We start from the raw sequence: 17,074 nt of genomic DNA on the forward strand, positions 1-17,074 counted from the left end.
CCGGTGCGCCGGCGTGCCCGGCGCAAGCGATCTCAGTGCGTGCTGCCGCTCGGCGGCATCATGGTCTGCACCGGGCTGTCGCTGGCGAACAGCTGGGCGCAGTCGACCTTGTCGAAGGCGTAGTGCTTGCCGCAGAAATCGCAGTTGATGCCCAGCTCGCCCAGCTCGGCCAGCGCCGATTCGACTTCTTCCTGGCCCAGCATCTTGAGCATGTTGCCGACCTTTTCACGGTTGCAGCTGCAGTGGAATTGCGGGTGCAGCGGGTCGAACACGCGGATGGTCTCTTCCCAGAACAGGCGGTGCAGCAGGGTCGAGATATCGGTCGACAGCAGCTCTTCGCGCTTGACGGTCTGGCCCAGCATGGCGGCGCGGTTCCAGGTTTCCAGGTCTTCGGCCTCGGTGGCCTGCTTGGTCTGGTCTTCCTTGCCGCTGTGGCGCGGCAGCTTTTGCAGCAGCAGGCCGCGCGCGACCTGGTCGTCGGCCGCCAGCCACAGGCGCGTGTCCATCTGTTCCGAACGCAGCATGTAGTTCTCGATCACGGTCGCCATGTCGTCGCCGTCGAGCGGCACGACGCCCTGGTAGGGCTGCTGGCCCGGGACCTTGTCGGCCGGGTCGAGCGTGATCACGAAGCGGCCCTTGCCGTTGACGTTGAACAGCTGGCCCAGCGTGGCGTCGTCGGCGATCTCGACGTCGGGCGCCAGCTTGGCCGTGGCGCGCATGCGCAGGTCGGCGTCGCACTCGACCACCAGCAGGCGCACCGGGCCGTCGCCGTGGATCTGCATCACGATCGCGCCGTTGAACTTGAGGTTGGCCGACAGCAGGGCGCCGGCCGCCACCATCTCGCCCAGCACCGAACGCACTGCCTTCGGGTAAGCATGACGGGCCTGGATCTCGCGCCAGGTGTCCGAAATCTCGACCAGCTCGCCGCGCACGGCCGCATTGTCGAAGATGAATTTTTGCAGGGTGTCCCTGTTGGTGGTGCCAGTATCCGTAGTCGTCATTCTTTATCCGATTTTCTTGAGCTGCGCCTTGAACAGCTGGCCGCGCGCCACATAGCTCGCGGCGGTGCCTTCCAGGCGCAGCAGGTCTTCTTGTGTCAGTGTCCGCACCACCTTCGCGGGCGAACCCAGGATCAGCGAGTGGTCGGGAAATTCCTTGCCTTCCGTGACCAGGGCGCCGGCGCCGACCAGGCAACCCTTGCCGATCCGCGCGCCGTTGAGCACCACGGCCTGGATGCCGATCAGCGATCCGTCGCCCACCGTGCAGCCGTGCAACATGGCCTGGTGGCCGATCGTCACGTTCCTGCCGATGTCGAGCGGGTAGCCCGGATCGGTGTGCATCACGGTGCCTTCCTGAACATTGCTGTTCTCGCCGATCGTGATGCGCTCGTTGTCGCCGCGCAGCGTGGCGCCGAACCACACCGACGCATTCGCGGCAAGCGTGACCTTGCCCACCAGGGTGGCCGTGTCGGCGACAAAGGCCGACGGATCGATCTCGGGCGCATGCTCGCCCAGCTGGTAAATCGCCATGGATGTGCTCGCGGAGGTGGAAATGCCGCTATTTTACCGCCACCGTCCTGTCCCGAAGTCCGGCAGATGGGGCCGCGGCGCGCGAATTCAACCACCGGCCCGTATAATCATCCGAACGACCGTACTAATTTAGGAACAGCATGAAACCTTCCCGTTCTGAATTCCTGACCGTTCGCGGCCTGCGCATGCACGTACGCCACTGGGGCACGCCCGGCGCGCCCAAGCTGTTCATGCTGCACGGCTGGATGGACGTGTCGGCCTCGTTCCAGTTCATGGTCGACTGCCTGCAAGGGGACTGGCACGTGATCGCGCCCGACTGGCGCGGCTTCGGCCAGAGCCAGCGTTCGGGCTTCGACACCTACTGGTTCCCCGACTACGTGGCCGACCTCGACGTCGTGCTCGACCACTACGCCCCGGACGAGGCGGTGAACCTGCTCGGCCACAGCATGGGCGGCAATATCGCCGGCATCTACGCCGGCGTGCGGCCGCAGCGCATCGCGAAGCTGGTCAACCTGGAAGGCTTCGGCCTGCCGACCACGCACCCGAAGCAGTATCCGGGCCGCGTGGCCAAGTGGCTGGACGAGCTGCGCGATCCGCCCGAGATGCGCGGCTACGCCAGCCTGGAAGAAGTGGCGGCGCGCCTGCGCAAGACCAATCCGCGCCTGGCGCCCGAGCGCGCCACCTTCCTGGCCGCCCACTGGGCCGAGCAGGACCGTGACGGCCTGTGGAAGATCCTGGGCGACCCGGCGCATAAAATGAGTTCGCCGCTGCTGTACCACGTCGACGAGATCATGGCTTGCTGGAGCGCGATCACGGCGCCGGTGCTGTGGGTCGAGGCCGAGGACACGGATATGTGGCGCTGGATGGGCGCCAAGGAGCAGGCGCGCGCCGAGGTCGACCGCAGGATGGCCTACCTGAAGGACGTGACGCCGCGCATGGTGCCGCAGGCTGGCCATATGCTGCATCATGACCAGCCGGAACTGCTGGCAAGCATGGTCGAGGAATTCCTGGCCGTCACCTGAGCACCTTGCCCGGCCGCATCGTCAGCGCACTCCAGGTGTGGCGCAGCGTGGCCAGCAACGTCACCAGCGCCACCCCGGCCAGCGCCAGCCAGGGCATCGAATACATGCGCGGCGCATGCTCGACGAAGCTGGCCCGGTAATGGCCGAGCGCGAGGAAGGCCAGCGGCAGGCCGAGCACGGCGGCCACCCCGACCAGGCTGCCCAGTTCGCGTCCAAGCAGCATGGCGATCTGGGCGCGGCCGGCGCCGTAGAGCTTGCGCAGCACGATTTCGCGCGCGCGCCGCTGCACGATCGAGGCCGACAGCGCGACCATGCCGAAGGCCGTGATCGCCAGCGCGATCAGCGTGGCCAGCGCCAGCAGCCGCGCCAGGCGGCGGTCGTCGGCATAATTGGCGGCCAGTACGTCGCCGGCACGCTCGGTATGCATGATGGCATGCGGGAAGTAACGATTCCACAGCGCCGCCACGGCGCGCTCGGTGTCGGGCACCGATGTGTTGCTGCGCACGCTGAGCACGGCGGCCCAGTCGGTACCCAGCACATACAGCGTGGCGCGCGGCTCGTCGTGCAGCGAGCGGAAGCGTAGTTCGGGTGCGATGCCGAGCACGCGATAAGGAATCATCTTGCCGTCATCCCCCGGGTGCAGCAAGGTCTGGCCCACCGCGGCCTGGGGCGTGGCGAAGCCGAGCTGGCGCGCGGCGATGGCATTGATCACGACCGGCCCGACCGCGTTTTCCCGGTCCAGGCGCGGATCGAACAGGCGACCTGCCACCGGTTTCAGGTCATACACCTCGAAGAAATTGGTGTCGACCATTTTCGTTTCTGCCGAGACGCTGGCGCCGCCGTCGCGCTTGATGTCCTGGATCAGGCCGTTGCCGGAGCGTCCGACCACGTGCTCGGACAGCACCATGCCGTGCACGCCTGGCTGCTGGCCGAGCGCCGTCATGAAGCCGCGCACGGCTTCGTTCTTCTTTCCGCGCTCCGGTAAGTCCACGATCAACAGCGGTGACGCGTCGAAGCCGGGCGAGGCATTGACCGCGAAGCTGGTTTGCAGCGCGATGCCCATGGCCAGGCTGGCCAGACCGACGGCGGTGGCGATCTGCAGCACGGTCAGCGCCTTTGCCAGGTGCGCACCGGTGCGCGACCCGGTATTGGCGCGCCCGGCCAGGGCCTGGGCGGGGCGCACACGCAGCGCCGTCCAGGCTGGTTGCAGGCCGGCGATCACGCCCAGCACGACGCCGATCAGGAGCGCCGCCGCCACGTTGACGGGCGCAAACAGCCCATCCAGCCTGCGGTTGACCAATTCGGCGAACAGGGGCAGGGCGAACCAGGCCAGCAGCAGGCCCAGCAAGGTCGCCAGCAGCGACACCAGCAGCGACTCGGCCATGAATTGCAGCACGATCCGGCGCACGCTCGCGCCCAGCACCTTGCGCATGCCGATCTCCCGCTCGCGCCGCAGGACGCGCACCGTGGCGAGGTTCACGTAATTGATGGCGCCGATGGCCAGGATCAGCAGCGCCACCACGGCCAGTCCGGTCACCGTGGTGCGGTCGCCCCGATCGCCGGGCGGCGAGACGGGATTGCGCGCCACGTCGCGGTCGAAATACGCTTCGCGCAGCGGTGACAGCGCCAGGTCCATCACCTTGCGTTCGCCCAGGCGCGCACGCACGTCCGGCGGCACGCCCTGCACCGCGGGCGCGGTGTCGAGCGCACGCTGGAGCGCCGCCGCCACCCGCGGCACGGCGTCCGGGTTCTCGATGCGCAGCAGGAGACGGCCCCAGGCGCCGTGTTCGCCGGTCTGGAGTTCGGTGCGCATGCCCGGGTCGTTCAAGACGGAGTTCACGCCGTACAGGGCCTCGAAGGGAATGGTGGTATTGGCCGGCGGGTCGGGCACGATCGCCGCCACGCGCAGCACCTTGTCGCCGATCTGGACGGTCCGGCCGAGCGCACGCGCGGCGCCGAACAGGCGCTGGGCGGTCGATGCCGTCAGCACCAGGCCTTCGGGCCGGGTCAGGGCCGCGTCCAGGTCGCCCTCGAGCGCGCGCAGCCCCAGCACCTGGGTGAAATGGGGCAGCACCAGCAGGCTCGGCATCTTGTGCAGGGTGGCGCCCACTTTGACGGTCGGCGGGTCCGGGCGGAAGAATGCGGTAGCGTCGTCCACCCCCGGGGTCTCGAGTGCGATCGTGCGCAGCAGCAGCGGTGCCTGGTCGAACCAGGGCGCCACCGGGTCGACGTTGAAGCGCTGCTTGACGACGTAGACCTGTTCCACCTGCGGCACGTGGGCGTCGTAGCGCCAGGAGTACTGGACAAAGCCGAGCAGGAGCAGGCAGGCCGCGAAACCGACCGCGAGGCCCAGGATGGCAATGGCGCTGTAGCCCGGCTCGCGCACCAGGTGGCGCAGCCCGATCCGGAAATCGTCCAGCCTCATGGCGCCACCTCCGCCAGGACGGCATCATCGGAAGCGGCAGCGGAGGCGGCTTCGATCCGGCCGTCGAGCAGGCGCACGATGCGTCCGGCCTGGGCCGCGTGCTCGAGCGAGTGGGTGACCATGACCACGGTGGTGCCTTCGTCGTTGATCTGACGAAGCAGGCGCATGACTTCATCGCCGTGCCCGGTATCGAGGTTGCCGGTGGGTTCGTCGGCCAGCAGCAGGGCAGGGCGCGCCACCAGCGCACGCGCGATGGCCACGCGCTGCTGCTGGCCACCCGAGAGCTGGGATGGGCGGTGCCGGGCCCGATGGCCGACGCCGAGTTTTTCCAGGATCGCCGCGACGCGCTCGCGCCGCTCCGGCCGCGACACCCCGGTGTAAGCGAGTGCCAGCTCGACGTTCTCCGCCACCGTCAATTCTTCGAGCAGGTTGAAGTCCTGGAAAATGAAGCCGATGCGCCCGCGCCGCAAGGCGTTGAGCGCCATCTCGCTGTGGCCCGCGACGTCCTGGCCATCGAACCAGTACTGGCCGCTGTCACAGGTTTCGAACAGGCCCAGCACCGACAGCAAGGTCGATTTTCCGCACCCGGACGGGCCGGTGATGGCCACGTATTCGCCGGCCTGGATGTCGAGCGAAATATGGTCCAGGGCGGTCGTTCTGACCTCGCCGCCGATGAATGACTTGCTGAGGTTGACAAGCTTGAGCATGTGTTCTCCTGTTGGACGATGCGGACGCGCCGCGTGGGGCAAGACTAGTCGACCAATCGCAGGCGTTCGGCCTTGCCGAACGCGGCGACACTCGACACGATGACCCGCTCGCCGGCAGCGATACCGTCGAGCAGTTCGATCTGGCTATTGCTGCGTCGGCCGACCCGGATCGGTCGCCGCATGGCGCTGCGGCCATCGCCCGCCACCACATAGGCATAGGCGCCGCCGCTGTCGTTGACGAAGGCGCTATTGGGCAACAGCAGGCCCTTGCTGGCCGCGCCGAGGGTGATGCGGGTATCGGCGCTCTGGCCTGGGCGCAGCGAACCGGGCTGCGCCCTGGTAAAGACCAGCTCCACGACGAAGCGCCCATCCTTGATCTGGGGGAATATGCGACTGACTTCGACCAGATAGCTGCGCCCGTCGACTTCGACGCTGCCCCGGTGGCCGATGGCGACGCGCGTCAGGTAGAACTCGTCGACCTGGGCCGTGAGCTTGAAGCGCGCCGGGTCGTCGATGCGGCCGATGCGCTGGTCGGGCCGCACGGTTTCGCCCACCTGCAGGCGGAAATCGGTCAGGCGGCCGGCCACCGGGGCGCGCACGGCGAGCGCATTGACCGTGTTGCCGACCAGGGCCAGGCCGGTCTCCAGGCCCGCGATCGCCTTTTGCATCTGGCGCACCACATCCTGCTTGATGGCCAGGTCGGTGCGCGCCGCGCTGTTGGCCTCGGCCAGCAGGTGGCGCTGCTGGGCCAGGCGGTCGGACGCTTCCTCGGCCTGGGCCGGCGACAGGAAGCCTCTGGCGGCCAGTTCGGCGGCGCGCTGGTGGTGCTTGCCCGCCTGCGCCGTTTCATAACTGAGTTCGGAGATGCGGCGCTGGTGGTCGGCGCGGCTCGTTTCGAGCGCGACCCGCATGCTTGCGAGGTTGGAAATCTGCTGGGCGTGCTCGGATTGGCGGGCCAGCAAGTCGAGGTGGCGCTGCGGGTTCGACAGGCGAAACAGCAGTTCACCTTCGGTCACGACGAGGCCGTCGCGCGCGATCACTTCCTCGACCCGGCCCGATTCGGTCGAGTCGAGCATCACCGAGGTCAGCGCTACGGCCTGGGCCCGCACCACCAGCTCGTCGCGAAACGCGCCGAGCTCGGCGGTGGCGATCTGCACGTCGGCGCGCGCCACCAGGAGTCCGCGCGGCCAGGCGAGGTAACCGGCGGCGGCGGCGCCGGCCAGCACGGCGGCGGCAAGGGCGCGCCAGGGAAAGCGCCGGACGGTGATGGGAGCATCCATGGCCGCTCCCGTTGCCGGGCCGGTGCGGACAGGGTCAAGGTCCGCCTGGTTCCTATCCTGCCCGCTGCATTTGTCCGGCTGGCTCACCCTGGATTCCCCTTGCCCTGATGTGTGTTATTAGCTTAGCACGGTAATTCTGTTGGTTAGCAATAAAAACTACCCGATTGTAGAAATAAAAGCTCTTTAAAGATGAATTTATGCATGCCACATGTTTAACGTATTTCTTGCTACATCGCAGATGTTCAAGATGTCGCATGCGATCTGGGATGCGCCGGCAGAATGGTCACGACATGCGCCGTTGCCGTTGTAATCACACCTCATCCTCGACGGATAAATTGCTGGTGGGAAACTGCTGTGATACAGTCGCCCCCGAGCGTGCGCCAGTCCGGTCGCACCATAGACCGACAGGATTCACGATGGCTTACCGAGGCGCCTGCGCACTCGCCGCCGGCCTGCTGCTCGCAGGCTGCGCCATGCCCTACAGCCCGGCCCCCGTGGCCAGCAATTTCCCCAGCACCCACCAGCTCAAGGTGCAGGCCGCGGCCCATTGGGGCGTGATCGCGCGCCATATGGCCACCGAACTGGGACCGACCCTGAAGACGGCGCCGAGCCGCTCCCTGTACGTGCAGCCGCTGCAAGCGTCGACCTTCGGCGAGGGCGTGAAGACGCATCTGATCACGGCCCTGGTCAACGATGGCTTCGTGGTCGTCAAGCATCCGGCGCCGGGCGCCCTCAAGATCGAGCTCGACACGCAAGTGGTCGCCTTCTCGGCCGACCGTCCGCAGTACCGCTACGCCGGCCTGCCGACCGCGCTGGCCAGCGGCGCCTGGGTCCTGACCAGCATCCAGCACAGCCCCGAGTGGCTCGTCACGGCCGGCATCTACGGCTACGACGCGCATCGCTGGTTCACCGCCCAGTTCGCGCCAGGCGACACGCCGAAGACCGAAATGATCGTGACCGTCTCGGTGGCGGACGAGCAGCGCTATTACGCGCGCAATACCTCGGTCTACTACACCAACGACGAAGACGTGTCGCTGTACGACGCCGCCCTGGCGGCGAAGCTGGCCCCACCGGCGCCGGCATCGAAGACCTTCGCGGTCAAGGACCATTGAGCCGACTATGCGCACATTGAAACTATCGGCGGCCGCGCTGGGCCTGGCCTTGCTGCTGGGCGGCTGCGCGCTGGTCGAGCAGCCCAACTACACCTCGGTGAGCGCCAACGATTTCGTCGCCGCCAACTATCGCGCGGCCGACGCGTTGCAGGCCCAGCTGGCCGGCAAGCTGGCCGGCGACCAGCCCCTGATCATGGCCACCCTCGTCAATATCGACGCGCTCGAGCGCAGCTCGATGCTGGGCCGCGTGGTGTCGGAGCAGATCGCCACCCGCCTGGCCCAGGGCGGCTTGCCGGTGCTGGAAATGAAGCTGCGCAACAGCGTCTACCTGAAGCGCAACCAGGGCGAGCTGATGCTCACCCGCGAGCTGGGCGAAGTGGCCGGCACGCACAATGCGCAGGCGGTGGTCGTGGGTTCGTATGCCGAGACGCGCGACACCATCTTCATCAACGTCAAGGTGATTCAGCCGACCACGAATCTGGTGCTGGCGGGGCATGACTACGTGCTGGCGAAGCAGGGGACGATCCGTTCCATGCTGGTGCCGGACTAAACAAGACGACCCGTCGCACGATCTCCGGCAACTGGTTGCGCATCCAGCGCAGCGCGGCTTCTTCCAGCGGCTCTGGCGCCAGCGCCAGCGCAGCCATCCGCTCCAGCACATCCGCCTCGATCCCGTAGACAGCGCCCGCGTTCCCGATCGCGGACACGAAGCGCTGCGCCACCGGGCCGACCGGCCCGCCTTGCGCGCGATAGCGCTGCAACTCGCCCATCAGATGCAGGGCGAGGTCAGGCTGGTCCGCATCAGGCCGGGTTGCCGGCGGCATGCAGTTCGCGCACCAGCGTCTCCACCAGTTCCGCCGCCGGCATGGCCCGCGCGAGCGGCGCGCCTTGTCCGGCCCAGTGCGCCGCATATTCGTGGTTGCCCGCCTTTGCCGCCGCCGCGTGCAGCTGCTTGGCCGCGTCATAGGCGACCGGGTAGGCGGCCGGGACGCCGGACGCGCCGTGGGCGCTCAAGCGGTTGACGATGCCGCGCGCCGGCCGTCCCGAGATCGCCGCGCTCAAGCTGGTGGCGGCGGCGCGTGCGCTCTGCAGGTTGGCGCGGTAGGCGTCGTTCGCCGCCGATTCCGGGCTCAGGATGAAGGCGGTGCCGAGCTGGGCGCCGGCCGCGCCGAGGTCCAGCGCCGCCTTGACGCTGGCGCCGTCCATGATGCCGCCGGCCGCGATCACCGGCAGCGTTGTCCGCTTGACCAGCAGGCGCACCAGCACCGCCATGCTCAGCCGTTCGTCGGTCGCCTCCAGGTCGAACATGCCGCGGTGGCCGCCTGCTTCGATGCCTTGCGCCACGATCGCGTCCACTCCCGCCCGTTCGATGTTCAAGGCTTCGTCCAGGTTGGTGGCGGTGGCCATGGTGCGGATGCCGGCCGCGCGCAGCGCCGTCAGGCGCTCGCCCGAGGGCAGGCCGAAGTGGAAGCTGACCACTTCCGGGCGCAGCGCGAGCAGCATCCGGAAACTCTCTTCGTCATCGTTGAAAGTGCGATAGATTTCCTCGAGCGACGCTGGCAGGGCCGCGCCGGCTTCATCGAACAATGGCGCCAGGTGGGCCAGCCAGGCGGCTTCGACGCCGGCATCGCGCCGGGCCGGAGCATGGCAGAACACGTTGACATTGATCGGCTTGCCGGTCAGCGCCCGCGTCTCCTCGATCATCGCGCGCGCCTGGGCAGCCGTGCTCGCGCCGATTCCCAGTGAACCCAGTGCGCCCGCATTCGACACCGCCGCCGCCAGCCGCGGCGTCGACGTGCCTGCCATTGGCGCCTGGATGATCGGATGCTGGATGGACAGCTGGCTGAAGAATGGGTGGAACGACTGCATGGCTGGCTCCTTTGGCACTTGACTTGTATTCTCAAATCGAGAATGAAGTGATGGTATCATTCTGTTTTGAGAAAAGATATATGGAAACTGAATCTTTAAGGATTTTTTGCGCCGTGGCTGCGGAACTCAGTGTGACGCAGGCCGCCGCGCGGCTCGGGCGAGCGCCGTCGAACGTGACGACACGCATCCAGCAACTGGAGGCCGACCTCGGCGCCGAGCTGCTGGTACGCGTGGGTAAGCGTATCTCCTTGTCGACCGCGGGCGAACAGTTTCTTGCCTATGCCGAGAGGCTGTTGGCGCTGGAAGACGAGGCGCGGCAAGTCGTGTCGGATGGCGCGTCCGGCGGCGTCCTGCGCATCGGCAGCATGGAAAGCACGGCGGCCAGCCGCCTCCCGGGTGTGCTGGCCGCCTTCCACGCCGATCATCCGGCGACGCAGCTGGTCTTGCGCACCGGCCCGTCGCGCCAGATCGTCGAGCAGGTGAGAGCCGGCGCGCTGGATTGCGCCTTCGCCGCTTTCCCGGACGATGTCGCAGACCTTGCCGAGATGGGTTTGCGGTCGATGCCGGTGTGGGCCGAGGAATTGTTATTGCTGCTGCCGCCCGGCGAGGCGGACGTCGACGACGCCCGGCAGGTGAGGGCGCGCTCGCTGGCCGCCTTCCCGCGGGGGTGCACCTATCGCAGCCTCGCCGAAGAGCGGCTGGGCATCGCCGGCGCCACCGCCTGGCGGGTGCAGGAAATGAACTCGTATCACGCGATGATCGCCTGCGTGGCCGCCGGCGCCTGCGTGACGGTGCTGCCGGCCAGCGTGCTGGCGCTGAGCGGGGCGCCGGCCGCGCTCAAGACCTTGCCGCTGGGGCGCCTCGACACCTGCCTGGTCTGGCGCGACGGCTTCGCGACGCCGGCGTTCCGCGCGTTCGCCGAGCGGCTGCGCGCGGCGTGAGGCGCCCGTGAAGTGCGGGCAAATGCGCGTACAATGTGTCGTTCCAGATACCTCATTTGCCCCATGCTGAAAGTCGACCTCCACTGCCATTCCACCGTCTCCGACGGCGTCCTTGCTCCTTCCGACGTGGCGGCTTATGCGCGCAAGGGCGGGGTCGACGTGTGGGCGCTCACTGACCACGACGAGGTCGGCGGCATCAAGGCCGCGCGCAAGGCGGCGGGTGAGCTGGGCATGCGCTTCGTGGCCGGGGTCGAGATCTCGGTCACCTGGGCCAACGAGACCGTGCACGTGGTCGGCCTGCAGGTCGACGAGGATAATCCGGCCCTGATCGCCGGCCTGGCCGCGACCCGCAATGGCCGCGAAAAGCGCGCGCGAGAGATGGCGGCCCAGCTGGAGCAGGCCGGCATTCCCGGCGCCTACGAGGGCGCGCTGCGCTACGTCGCCAATCCCGACCTGATGTCGCGCACCCATTTCGCGCGCTTCCTGTGCGAGATCGGCGTGTGCGACACCACCTCCGAAGTATTCCGCCGCTTCCTGACCGAAGGCCGGCCCGGCTATGTGCCGCACCGCTGGGCCACGCTGGGCGAGGCGATGGGCTGGATCCGCGGCGCTGGCGGCATTCCCGTGATCGCGCATCCGGGGCGTTACAAATTCAGCGCGACTGCCGAAGGCGTGCTGTTCGACGAGTTCCGCCAGCTGGGCGGCAAGACCATCGAAGTGGTCACCGGCAGCCACACGCCGGACCAGTACCAGACCTATGCCGAGGTGGCGCGGCGCTACGGCTTTTTGGCATCGCGCGGCACCGATTTCCATGCGCCGGGCGAGGCGCGGGTCGAGTTTGCCGAGCTGCCGCCGCTGCCATCCGGCGTGACGCCGGTGTGGCACGACTGGTTCTGAAAGCACCCGCACGCACCGTACCGTCAGGAAATGAAACAGGCATCTTCGTCTGGTGCGGCGGCACGGGCGCTGGCATGCACCAGTAGCGCCGGCTAACAGTAGTTCGCAGTCCAGCTCTTTGGCCAGTTGCCCGCGATATGGCGCTGCCAGACTTCTTCGGGCACCGCCAGGGACAGATAGTGTTCGCCTTCACGCCAGAGCAGGCGATATTCGTCCGCCAGCAACTGGGCGGCAGGCGCGATGGCGTCCCGGTGGAATTCCGGCAATGCCAGTGTGATGGCATCCAGTGTCTGGGTCGCGTCATCGCAGGCGAGCAGCAGGCGCCGCTCGAGGCCGTCGAAATGCCGCGTGCATTCGGCGCCGAAACGGCTGTCGTGCACGGTCAGCGCTTCGCCGTCATCGACATAATAAAGATAGACATCCCGGTCGCGATGCTGTGCCTTCCAGTGGTCGACCTGCTCCACCAGCATCCGATAGAGCGTCCCGAGTTCTTGCGGGTATTCGAAGCCGCGGGCGAAATAATAGGCATAGTCGTCCAGCCGAAAGTCGTGTTCTTCCTGGAAGGCTTGGGAAAACATGACGTCATAGCAGCGATGATGGCGCGGCTTGCTCGACAGGCCGAAGCGCGCCGGGTCGGCTTGCAAGGGCGCGAAGCGGGTGACGATCGTTTCGGTGCGGCTGACTGGCGGCGTCAGGTGATAAAGCTTGGGCAATTGACGCAACATGGCGCGATACCACGCCGCCTGCTCGCCGGGCAGACCATACAGGATGTTGTAATTGATCTGAATCCCGTGCCGGTAGCCGGATTTGAGGGTCAGGACGTTGTGAATGCCGCGCACCCCCTTGTCCATCAGCTTGAGCACTTCGGACGAGAACGATTCGATGCCGGGTTGAAGCTCGACGAAGCCCGCTGCCGCGAAACGGCCCAGGCGCTCGTCGCTCTGGTTGGCCTTGATTTCTCCCATCAGGCGCAGCCGGGGGGAGGTCTGTGACAGACGATCGAGCATGTCGTGATAGTACTGGCGCGGAAGAATGTAATCCGAGAAACGATAAATGCGATCGCCATAACGTTGGCGCATGGCGTCGAGCATGGCCAGCACCTGCCCGGACGATTTGGCGCGATACCGCAGGCTGTCCTCGTCGATGCCGCAGAAGACGCAGTGCTTGTGCTGGCCCCACCAGCAACCGCGTGACGCCTCCACCGGCAACACCTTGCTGTGGACGGTGATGGATTCTTCAGACCGAAGGGCATCGAGGTCGGCGAACCAGTCGGTGTAGTCGGGCGGCGGATTGCGGTTCAGTTCAGCCGCCAACCCTTTGGCGGCGGATGGGGGCGCGATCCCCGGCCCGGCGCGCACCTGAATGCCGGGAATGCGGGCGAGGTCGTCCTTTCCCACCGAAGCCCAGGCCAGGCGCGCGATTTGCGGTTCGCCGTCTCCGCGCGCCACGGCATCGATCCATGGGAAGCTGCGAAGCACGTTATCGCCAGGTATTCCTTCGAGCGCATAGCCACCCAGGATCACGGGCAGGTCGGGGCGCCGCATCTTGAGCAAGCGTGCCAGGGCAACCGAGGCGATGGTCTGGTCGAACATGCAGGTGAACCCCACCAGCGTGGGGTGCGAGGCCAGGATGTCGTCGGCGCACTCGGCCAGGTACTGGGGCATGACGTCGTCGCGCAGCCGGAGACAGAGATGCAGCAGCGCTTCGGTCGAGCGGTAGCGGTCTTGCTGGACCGTCGCCGCATGCACCGCGCAGCGCTCGGCAAGGCATGCGGCTTGCTCGTCGTCCAGTTCGCCGTCGAGTAATCCCGTGAACAGGAACTCATTGATGCCCCAGAACGTGGCCAGCATCGAACACGATTGCGCACTGACATACCGCAGCAATCGCAGGTTCAAGTGGCGAACCCGGCAGGCAATGCCCGCTCTGTCCAGCTCCGCTTTCAATGTCGCCAGGCCCAGGGAGGGCTCGGCGTAGGTAGCCCACGGCAGGCTGGCCAGCACGACCTTCGGCGCCGATGTCTCCATGCCCTACAGTCTCACCAGGCCGCGCTGGTCGATGACGAGTTCTTCCAGCGGATCGATGCCCTTGACGATCACGACGGTCACGGCCACGGCGACGGCCACGACGGCGATGTTCATCACCGTGCTTCCGGGTGGAAGCAATTGGTTGACGGTGACCAGCCGTTCGATGGCTTCTTTGGAAAGCGGCAATTTCAGTTTCTCGGCCACTTCTTGCGGCGCTTCGAGCAGGCGATCGATATAGCGGCCGTCTTGCACCACCTTGTTGTAGAAGTCGAGTGCTTCCTGGGCCGTGCCGCGAGAGATGTCGAGGCGGTTGCCCACCAGCTGTTCGGTGTTGACATAGGCCGCTTCGAGCGCGCTCGTGGAACTGATGTATTTGTTCAGTGCCGGCCAGCGTCGGGAAAGTTCTTCACGGGCAAATAGCTGCTGCTTGAAGGCAATGCGATCAGTCGACTTGCAGTCCATGATGAGCCCCCGGAGTGACGTGATAAGGAAAGCCTAATGGACCGCTCGACGCACTTCAATACAGCGTATGCAGGAGAGAGTGCGACCTTGATTCCTCTCACAACGCCAACCGGCTCCAGGAACTTTCGCTCAGCGGAACACCAGTAATGCACTCGATGCCGCGCGCAGGACGATGTTGCGCCGCCGGCACGCGGGGACCGGTGCAGCGCCAGAAAAAGCTTGTACGCCACCGGTTATCGGCATAGGATACTCCAATTGGAGTATAAGAGGAGTATGTGGGGATGGCAAAGCGCGCACTTTCACAAGCAAGGCTGCCAGACAGCGACAAGGTCACCGTGAATGTCGGCCTGGTCGACCTGGCCCAGGTCGACCTGCTGGTCGATGAGGGTTTTTATTCCAATCGTACCGACCTCGTCCGCGCGGCAATTCGCAACCTGTTGCAGCAACATGCCGACGTGATCCGCCAGGCCGTCGTGCGCAAGCGCTACGTCATGGGCTTGCACCGTTATTCGCTGCGCGAACTCGAGCAGGTCGTGGCTCAGCGGGAGCAGCTTGAAATCAATGTGCTGGGTTTGGCCGTGATCGAAGACGACGTCCCGGTCGAGCTTGCCGTCCGGGCGATCGCCTCGATCCACGTGCTCGGCGCCTTCGTAGCCGCTCCGGCGGTCCGGCAGGCGTTGGCAGACCGCATTTACACCCGTTACGGGAGTTGACATGAAAAACCTCGATCGTTTTATCGGCCAGATGCTGGAATCGGCGCGCCTGGCGCGCGCCAAGGACGTGTCCGGAGCGACCGCCGTGATCCAGCAGGCGCTGGCGCAGGCCGGCCTCGCCACCCCGGAGGCGCACCCGTCGGCCAGCGCGTTTACGCGCCAGCCGGAATTCGTCGACCTGAACCCGGCGCCCGACTGGAGCCGGCATACGACCGGGCGCTCCGCCCCGCCCCGGCCCGCTGCCCGCCAACCGGCGTCCAGGAAGACGGCGCCCGGCCGCTTCATCACCGGCAGCCATGGCGGCGAAGCGGGCAGCCGCCGCTACAAGCTGTACATCCCGGCGAAACCGGCCGAGGGCCGCCGCCCGCTGGTGGTCATGCTGCACGGCTGCACCCAGAACCCGGACGACTTCGCGGTGGGCACCGGCATGAACGCGCTGGCCGAAGAGTTCGGCTTCCTGGTGCTGTACCCCGAGCAGGACGGCCGCGCCAACCGTTCCCACTGCTGGAACTGGTTCGAGCCGGGCCACCAGGCGCGCGACGCGGGCGAGCCCGGCATCCTCGCCGGCATGACGCGCCAGGTGGTGCGGGAATACGATGCCGAGCCGTCGCAGGTGTTCGTGGCCGGCATGTCGGCCGGTGGCGCGATGGCGGCGGTGCTCGGCGCCGAGTATCCGGAACTGTTCGCCGCGATCGGCGTCCATTCGGGCTTGCCGGCGGGCAGCGCGCGCGACATGATCACGGGCCTGCAAGCCATGAAGAAACCGGGCCGCGCGCGCAGCCTGCGCGAGGCGGTGCCGGTGATCGTCTTCCATGGCGATGCCGACCACGTGGTCGATCCGGGCAACGGTGAAGCGGTGCTGAAGCAATTCGTCGGCGCCCACGCCGGCCTGCGCGCCACGCCGCTGCATGCGAGCGAAACGGCATCCACGCAGGGCGGACGCCGCGCTACCCAGCGCATCTGGCGCGACGAGGAGGGAAGGGCGATGGCGGAACACTGGATCGTGCATGGCGCCGGCCACACCTGGGCGGGTGGCGATGCGGCCGGCTCCCACACCGATGCGCTTGGCCCCTGCGCCTCGCGCGAGATGCTGCGGTTCTTCCTGCAGCGATAGGACAGCCCGGTCCGCTAATGGCTGTGCCCTTGATTTTTCGCTGGTCCAGCCCAATCTTGGCATCCTGTCATGAACTCACTGGAGATGTCTGCCATGAAGCGTGTCGTTCTGTTCCTTGCCACCAACCTTGCCGTCGTGCTGGTGCTGACGCTGGTCATGAACCTGCTCGGCCTGGGGCGTGTCGTGTCCGCGCAAGGGCTCAACATTCCTGCCCTGGCGGTCATGTCCATCGTCATCGGCTTCACCGGCGCCTTCATTTCGCTCCTGATGAGTAAGCCGATGGCCAAGTGGTCGACCGGCGCGCGCGTCATCGAGCAGCCGGCCAATGCCACCGAGCAATGGCTGGTGCAGACTGTACGCCGCCTGTCCGAGCGCGCCGGCATCGGCATGCCCGAAGTCGCCGTGTATGACGGCGAGCCCAACGCGTTTGCTACGGGCGCCTTTAAAAACTCGGCGCTGGTCGCCGTCTCGACCGGTCTGCTGCAGAGCATGAACCAGGACGAGGTCGAAGCCGTCCTCGGCCACGAGGTGGCGCACATCGCCAACGGCGACATGGTTACCCTGACCCTGATCCAGGGCGTGGTCAACACCTTCGTCGTGTTCCTGGCGCGTGTGGTCGGTTTCTTCGTCGACAAGGTATTGTTCCGCAAGGAGGGCGAAGGCCCCGGCATCGGGTACTACGCGAGCGTGTTCGTGCTCGAGATCCTGTTCGGCCTGCTGGCCTCGATCATCGTTGCCTGGTTCTCGCGCCAGCGCGAATTCCGCGCCGACGCCGGCGCCGCGAAACTGATGGGCAGCCCGGTGCCGATGCAGCATGCGCTGGCCCGCCTGGGCGGCTTCGCGCCGGGCGCGCTGCCGAAAACGATGGCCGCGTCGGGCATTTCCGGCAGCGGCGGCGGCTGGGGCGCGCTGTTCTCGACCCACCCGCCGATGGAGCAGCGCATCGCCGCGCTCCAGCAACTGCGCTAACAGATGAAGG

16 protein-coding genes are annotated in these 17,074 nt (G+C 66.8%); 8 read left to right on the forward strand and 8 right to left on the reverse strand.

What is annotated here, in order from left to right:
* Positions 1–32: 32 nt before the first annotated feature.
* Complete coding sequence (gene hslO, locus LO55_RS13080) at positions 33–1,001, reverse strand: Hsp33 family molecular chaperone HslO (RefSeq protein ID WP_005662809.1); 969 nt, start codon at positions 999–1,001, stop codon at positions 33–35.
* Between the two features lie 3 nt (positions 1,002–1,004).
* Positions 1,005–1,529: a gamma carbonic anhydrase family protein gene (locus LO55_RS13085; RefSeq protein WP_071361779.1), complete on the reverse strand. Its 525-nt coding sequence runs from the start codon at positions 1,527–1,529 to the stop codon at positions 1,005–1,007.
* Positions 1,530–1,669: 140 nt separating this feature from the next.
* Here LO55_RS13085 and LO55_RS13090 point away from each other — a divergent pair, with 140 nt between their 5' ends.
* Positions 1,670–2,551, forward strand: a complete 882-nt coding sequence (locus LO55_RS13090) for an alpha/beta fold hydrolase (RefSeq protein ID WP_071361780.1) — start codon at positions 1,670–1,672, stop codon at positions 2,549–2,551.
* Here LO55_RS13090 and LO55_RS13095 read toward each other — a convergent pair.
* The 3 genes from LO55_RS13095 to LO55_RS13105 are packed head-to-tail and all read right to left on the reverse strand — an operon-like array spanning position 2,544 to position 6,963.
* Positions 2,544–4,976 (reverse strand): ABC transporter permease, encoded by a 2,433-nt coding sequence (locus tag LO55_RS13095; protein ID WP_071361781.1) that lies wholly within the window; start codon positions 4,974–4,976, stop codon positions 2,544–2,546. The two genes, LO55_RS13090 and LO55_RS13095, sit on opposite strands and share 8 nt — an antisense overlap.
* Positions 4,973–5,683: an ABC transporter ATP-binding protein gene (locus LO55_RS13100; protein ID WP_071361782.1), complete on the reverse strand. Its 711-nt coding sequence runs from the start codon at positions 5,681–5,683 to the stop codon at positions 4,973–4,975. The genes LO55_RS13095 and LO55_RS13100 overlap by 4 nt, the downstream gene beginning before the upstream one ends.
* 44 nt (positions 5,684–5,727) lie before the next feature.
* Positions 5,728–6,963, reverse strand: a complete 1,236-nt coding sequence (locus tag LO55_RS13105; RefSeq protein WP_071361783.1) for an efflux RND transporter periplasmic adaptor subunit — start codon at positions 6,961–6,963, stop codon at positions 5,728–5,730.
* A 416-nt stretch (positions 6,964–7,379) separates the two neighbouring features.
* On the opposite strand from LO55_RS13105, the gene LO55_RS13110 reads away from it, so the two are divergent.
* Complete coding sequence (locus tag LO55_RS13110; protein ID WP_005662795.1) at positions 7,380–8,075, forward strand: hypothetical protein; 696 nt, start codon at positions 7,380–7,382, stop codon at positions 8,073–8,075.
* A 7-nt stretch (positions 8,076–8,082) separates the two neighbouring features.
* Positions 8,083–8,625, forward strand: a complete 543-nt coding sequence (locus LO55_RS13115; RefSeq protein ID WP_071361784.1) for a FlgO family outer membrane protein — start codon at positions 8,083–8,085, stop codon at positions 8,623–8,625.
* Between the two features lie 251 nt (positions 8,626–8,876).
* Here LO55_RS13115 and LO55_RS13120 read toward each other — a convergent pair whose 3' ends face one another.
* Entirely contained in the window at positions 8,877–9,944 is a 1,068-nt protein-coding gene (locus tag LO55_RS13120; RefSeq protein WP_071361785.1) for an NAD(P)H-dependent flavin oxidoreductase, read from the reverse strand.
* Between the two features lie 80 nt (positions 9,945–10,024).
* Here LO55_RS13120 and LO55_RS13125 point away from each other — a divergent pair, with 80 nt between their 5' ends.
* Together LO55_RS13125 and LO55_RS13130 are read left to right on the forward strand one after the other, a co-directional pair.
* Entirely contained in the window at positions 10,025–10,885 is an 861-nt protein-coding gene (locus tag LO55_RS13125; RefSeq protein WP_071361786.1) for a LysR substrate-binding domain-containing protein, read from the forward strand.
* A 63-nt stretch (positions 10,886–10,948) separates the two neighbouring features.
* Positions 10,949–11,782, forward strand: coding sequence for a 3',5'-nucleoside bisphosphate phosphatase (locus LO55_RS13130; protein WP_071361787.1), 834 nt, complete (start codon positions 10,949–10,951; stop codon positions 11,780–11,782).
* A 92-nt stretch (positions 11,783–11,874) separates the two neighbouring features.
* Here the strand turns inward: LO55_RS13130 and LO55_RS13135 are convergent, their stop codons facing one another.
* On the reverse strand, positions 11,875–13,806 hold the full coding sequence (locus LO55_RS13135; protein ID WP_083415318.1) for a RiPP maturation radical SAM C-methyltransferase: 1,932 nt from the start codon (positions 13,804–13,806) through the stop codon (positions 11,875–11,877).
* A gap of 3 nt (positions 13,807–13,809) precedes the next feature.
* Positions 13,810–14,268 (reverse strand): hypothetical protein, encoded by a 459-nt coding sequence (locus LO55_RS13140; RefSeq protein WP_071361789.1) that lies wholly within the window; start codon positions 14,266–14,268, stop codon positions 13,810–13,812.
* A 281-nt stretch (positions 14,269–14,549) separates the two neighbouring features.
* Between LO55_RS13140 and LO55_RS13145 the strand changes: the two genes are divergently transcribed.
* From LO55_RS13145 to htpX, 3 genes are all read left to right on the forward strand, one after another.
* Positions 14,550–14,981, forward strand: a complete 432-nt coding sequence (locus tag LO55_RS13145) for a ribbon-helix-helix domain-containing protein (protein ID WP_071361790.1) — start codon at positions 14,550–14,552, stop codon at positions 14,979–14,981.
* A 1-nt stretch (position 14,982) separates the two neighbouring features.
* A complete protein-coding gene (locus tag LO55_RS13150; RefSeq protein WP_071361791.1) occupies positions 14,983–16,095 on the forward strand; it encodes an extracellular catalytic domain type 1 short-chain-length polyhydroxyalkanoate depolymerase in 1,113 nt (370 codons plus the stop codon).
* 93 nt (positions 16,096–16,188) lie between these two features.
* Positions 16,189–17,064: a protease HtpX gene (htpX, locus tag LO55_RS13155; protein WP_071361792.1), complete on the forward strand. Its 876-nt coding sequence runs from the start codon at positions 16,189–16,191 to the stop codon at positions 17,062–17,064.
* Positions 17,065–17,074: the final 10 nt, after the last annotated feature.

Origin of the sequence: Massilia timonae (assembly GCF_001866515.1) — a bacterium.
Lineage (GTDB): Bacteria > Pseudomonadota > Gammaproteobacteria > Burkholderiales > Burkholderiaceae_D > Telluria > Telluria timonae.

Bases quoted from the DNA above. Each gene is read 5' to 3' on its own strand.
- hslO (WP_005662809.1), bottom strand. From the start codon at position 1,001: ATGACGACTACGGATACTGGCACCACCAACAGGGACACCCTGCAAAAA.
- LO55_RS13085 (WP_071361779.1), bottom strand. From the start codon at position 1,529: ATGGCGATTTACCAGCTGGGCGAGCATGCGCCCGAGATCGATCCGTCG.
- LO55_RS13090 (WP_071361780.1), top strand. From the start codon at position 1,670: ATGAAACCTTCCCGTTCTGAATTCCTGACCGTTCGCGGCCTGCGCATG.
- LO55_RS13095 (WP_071361781.1), bottom strand. From the start codon at position 4,976: ATGAGGCTGGACGATTTCCGGATCGGGCTGCGCCACCTGGTGCGCGAG.
- LO55_RS13100 (WP_071361782.1), bottom strand. From the start codon at position 5,683: ATGCTCAAGCTTGTCAACCTCAGCAAGTCATTCATCGGCGGCGAGGTC.
- LO55_RS13105 (WP_071361783.1), bottom strand. From the start codon at position 6,963: ATGGATGCTCCCATCACCGTCCGGCGCTTTCCCTGGCGCGCCCTTGCC.
- LO55_RS13110 (WP_005662795.1), top strand. From the start codon at position 7,380: ATGGCTTACCGAGGCGCCTGCGCACTCGCCGCCGGCCTGCTGCTCGCA.
- LO55_RS13115 (WP_071361784.1), top strand. From the start codon at position 8,083: ATGCGCACATTGAAACTATCGGCGGCCGCGCTGGGCCTGGCCTTGCTG.
- LO55_RS13120 (WP_071361785.1), bottom strand. From the start codon at position 9,944: ATGCAGTCGTTCCACCCATTCTTCAGCCAGCTGTCCATCCAGCATCCG.
- LO55_RS13125 (WP_071361786.1), top strand. From the start codon at position 10,025: ATGGAAACTGAATCTTTAAGGATTTTTTGCGCCGTGGCTGCGGAACTC.
- LO55_RS13130 (WP_071361787.1), top strand. From the start codon at position 10,949: ATGCTGAAAGTCGACCTCCACTGCCATTCCACCGTCTCCGACGGCGTC.
- LO55_RS13135 (WP_083415318.1), bottom strand. From the start codon at position 13,806: ATGGAGACATCGGCGCCGAAGGTCGTGCTGGCCAGCCTGCCGTGGGCT.
- LO55_RS13140 (WP_071361789.1), bottom strand. From the start codon at position 14,268: ATGGACTGCAAGTCGACTGATCGCATTGCCTTCAAGCAGCAGCTATTT.
- LO55_RS13145 (WP_071361790.1), top strand. From the start codon at position 14,550: ATGGCAAAGCGCGCACTTTCACAAGCAAGGCTGCCAGACAGCGACAAG.
- LO55_RS13150 (WP_071361791.1), top strand. From the start codon at position 14,983: ATGAAAAACCTCGATCGTTTTATCGGCCAGATGCTGGAATCGGCGCGC.
- htpX (WP_071361792.1), top strand. From the start codon at position 16,189: ATGAAGCGTGTCGTTCTGTTCCTTGCCACCAACCTTGCCGTCGTGCTG.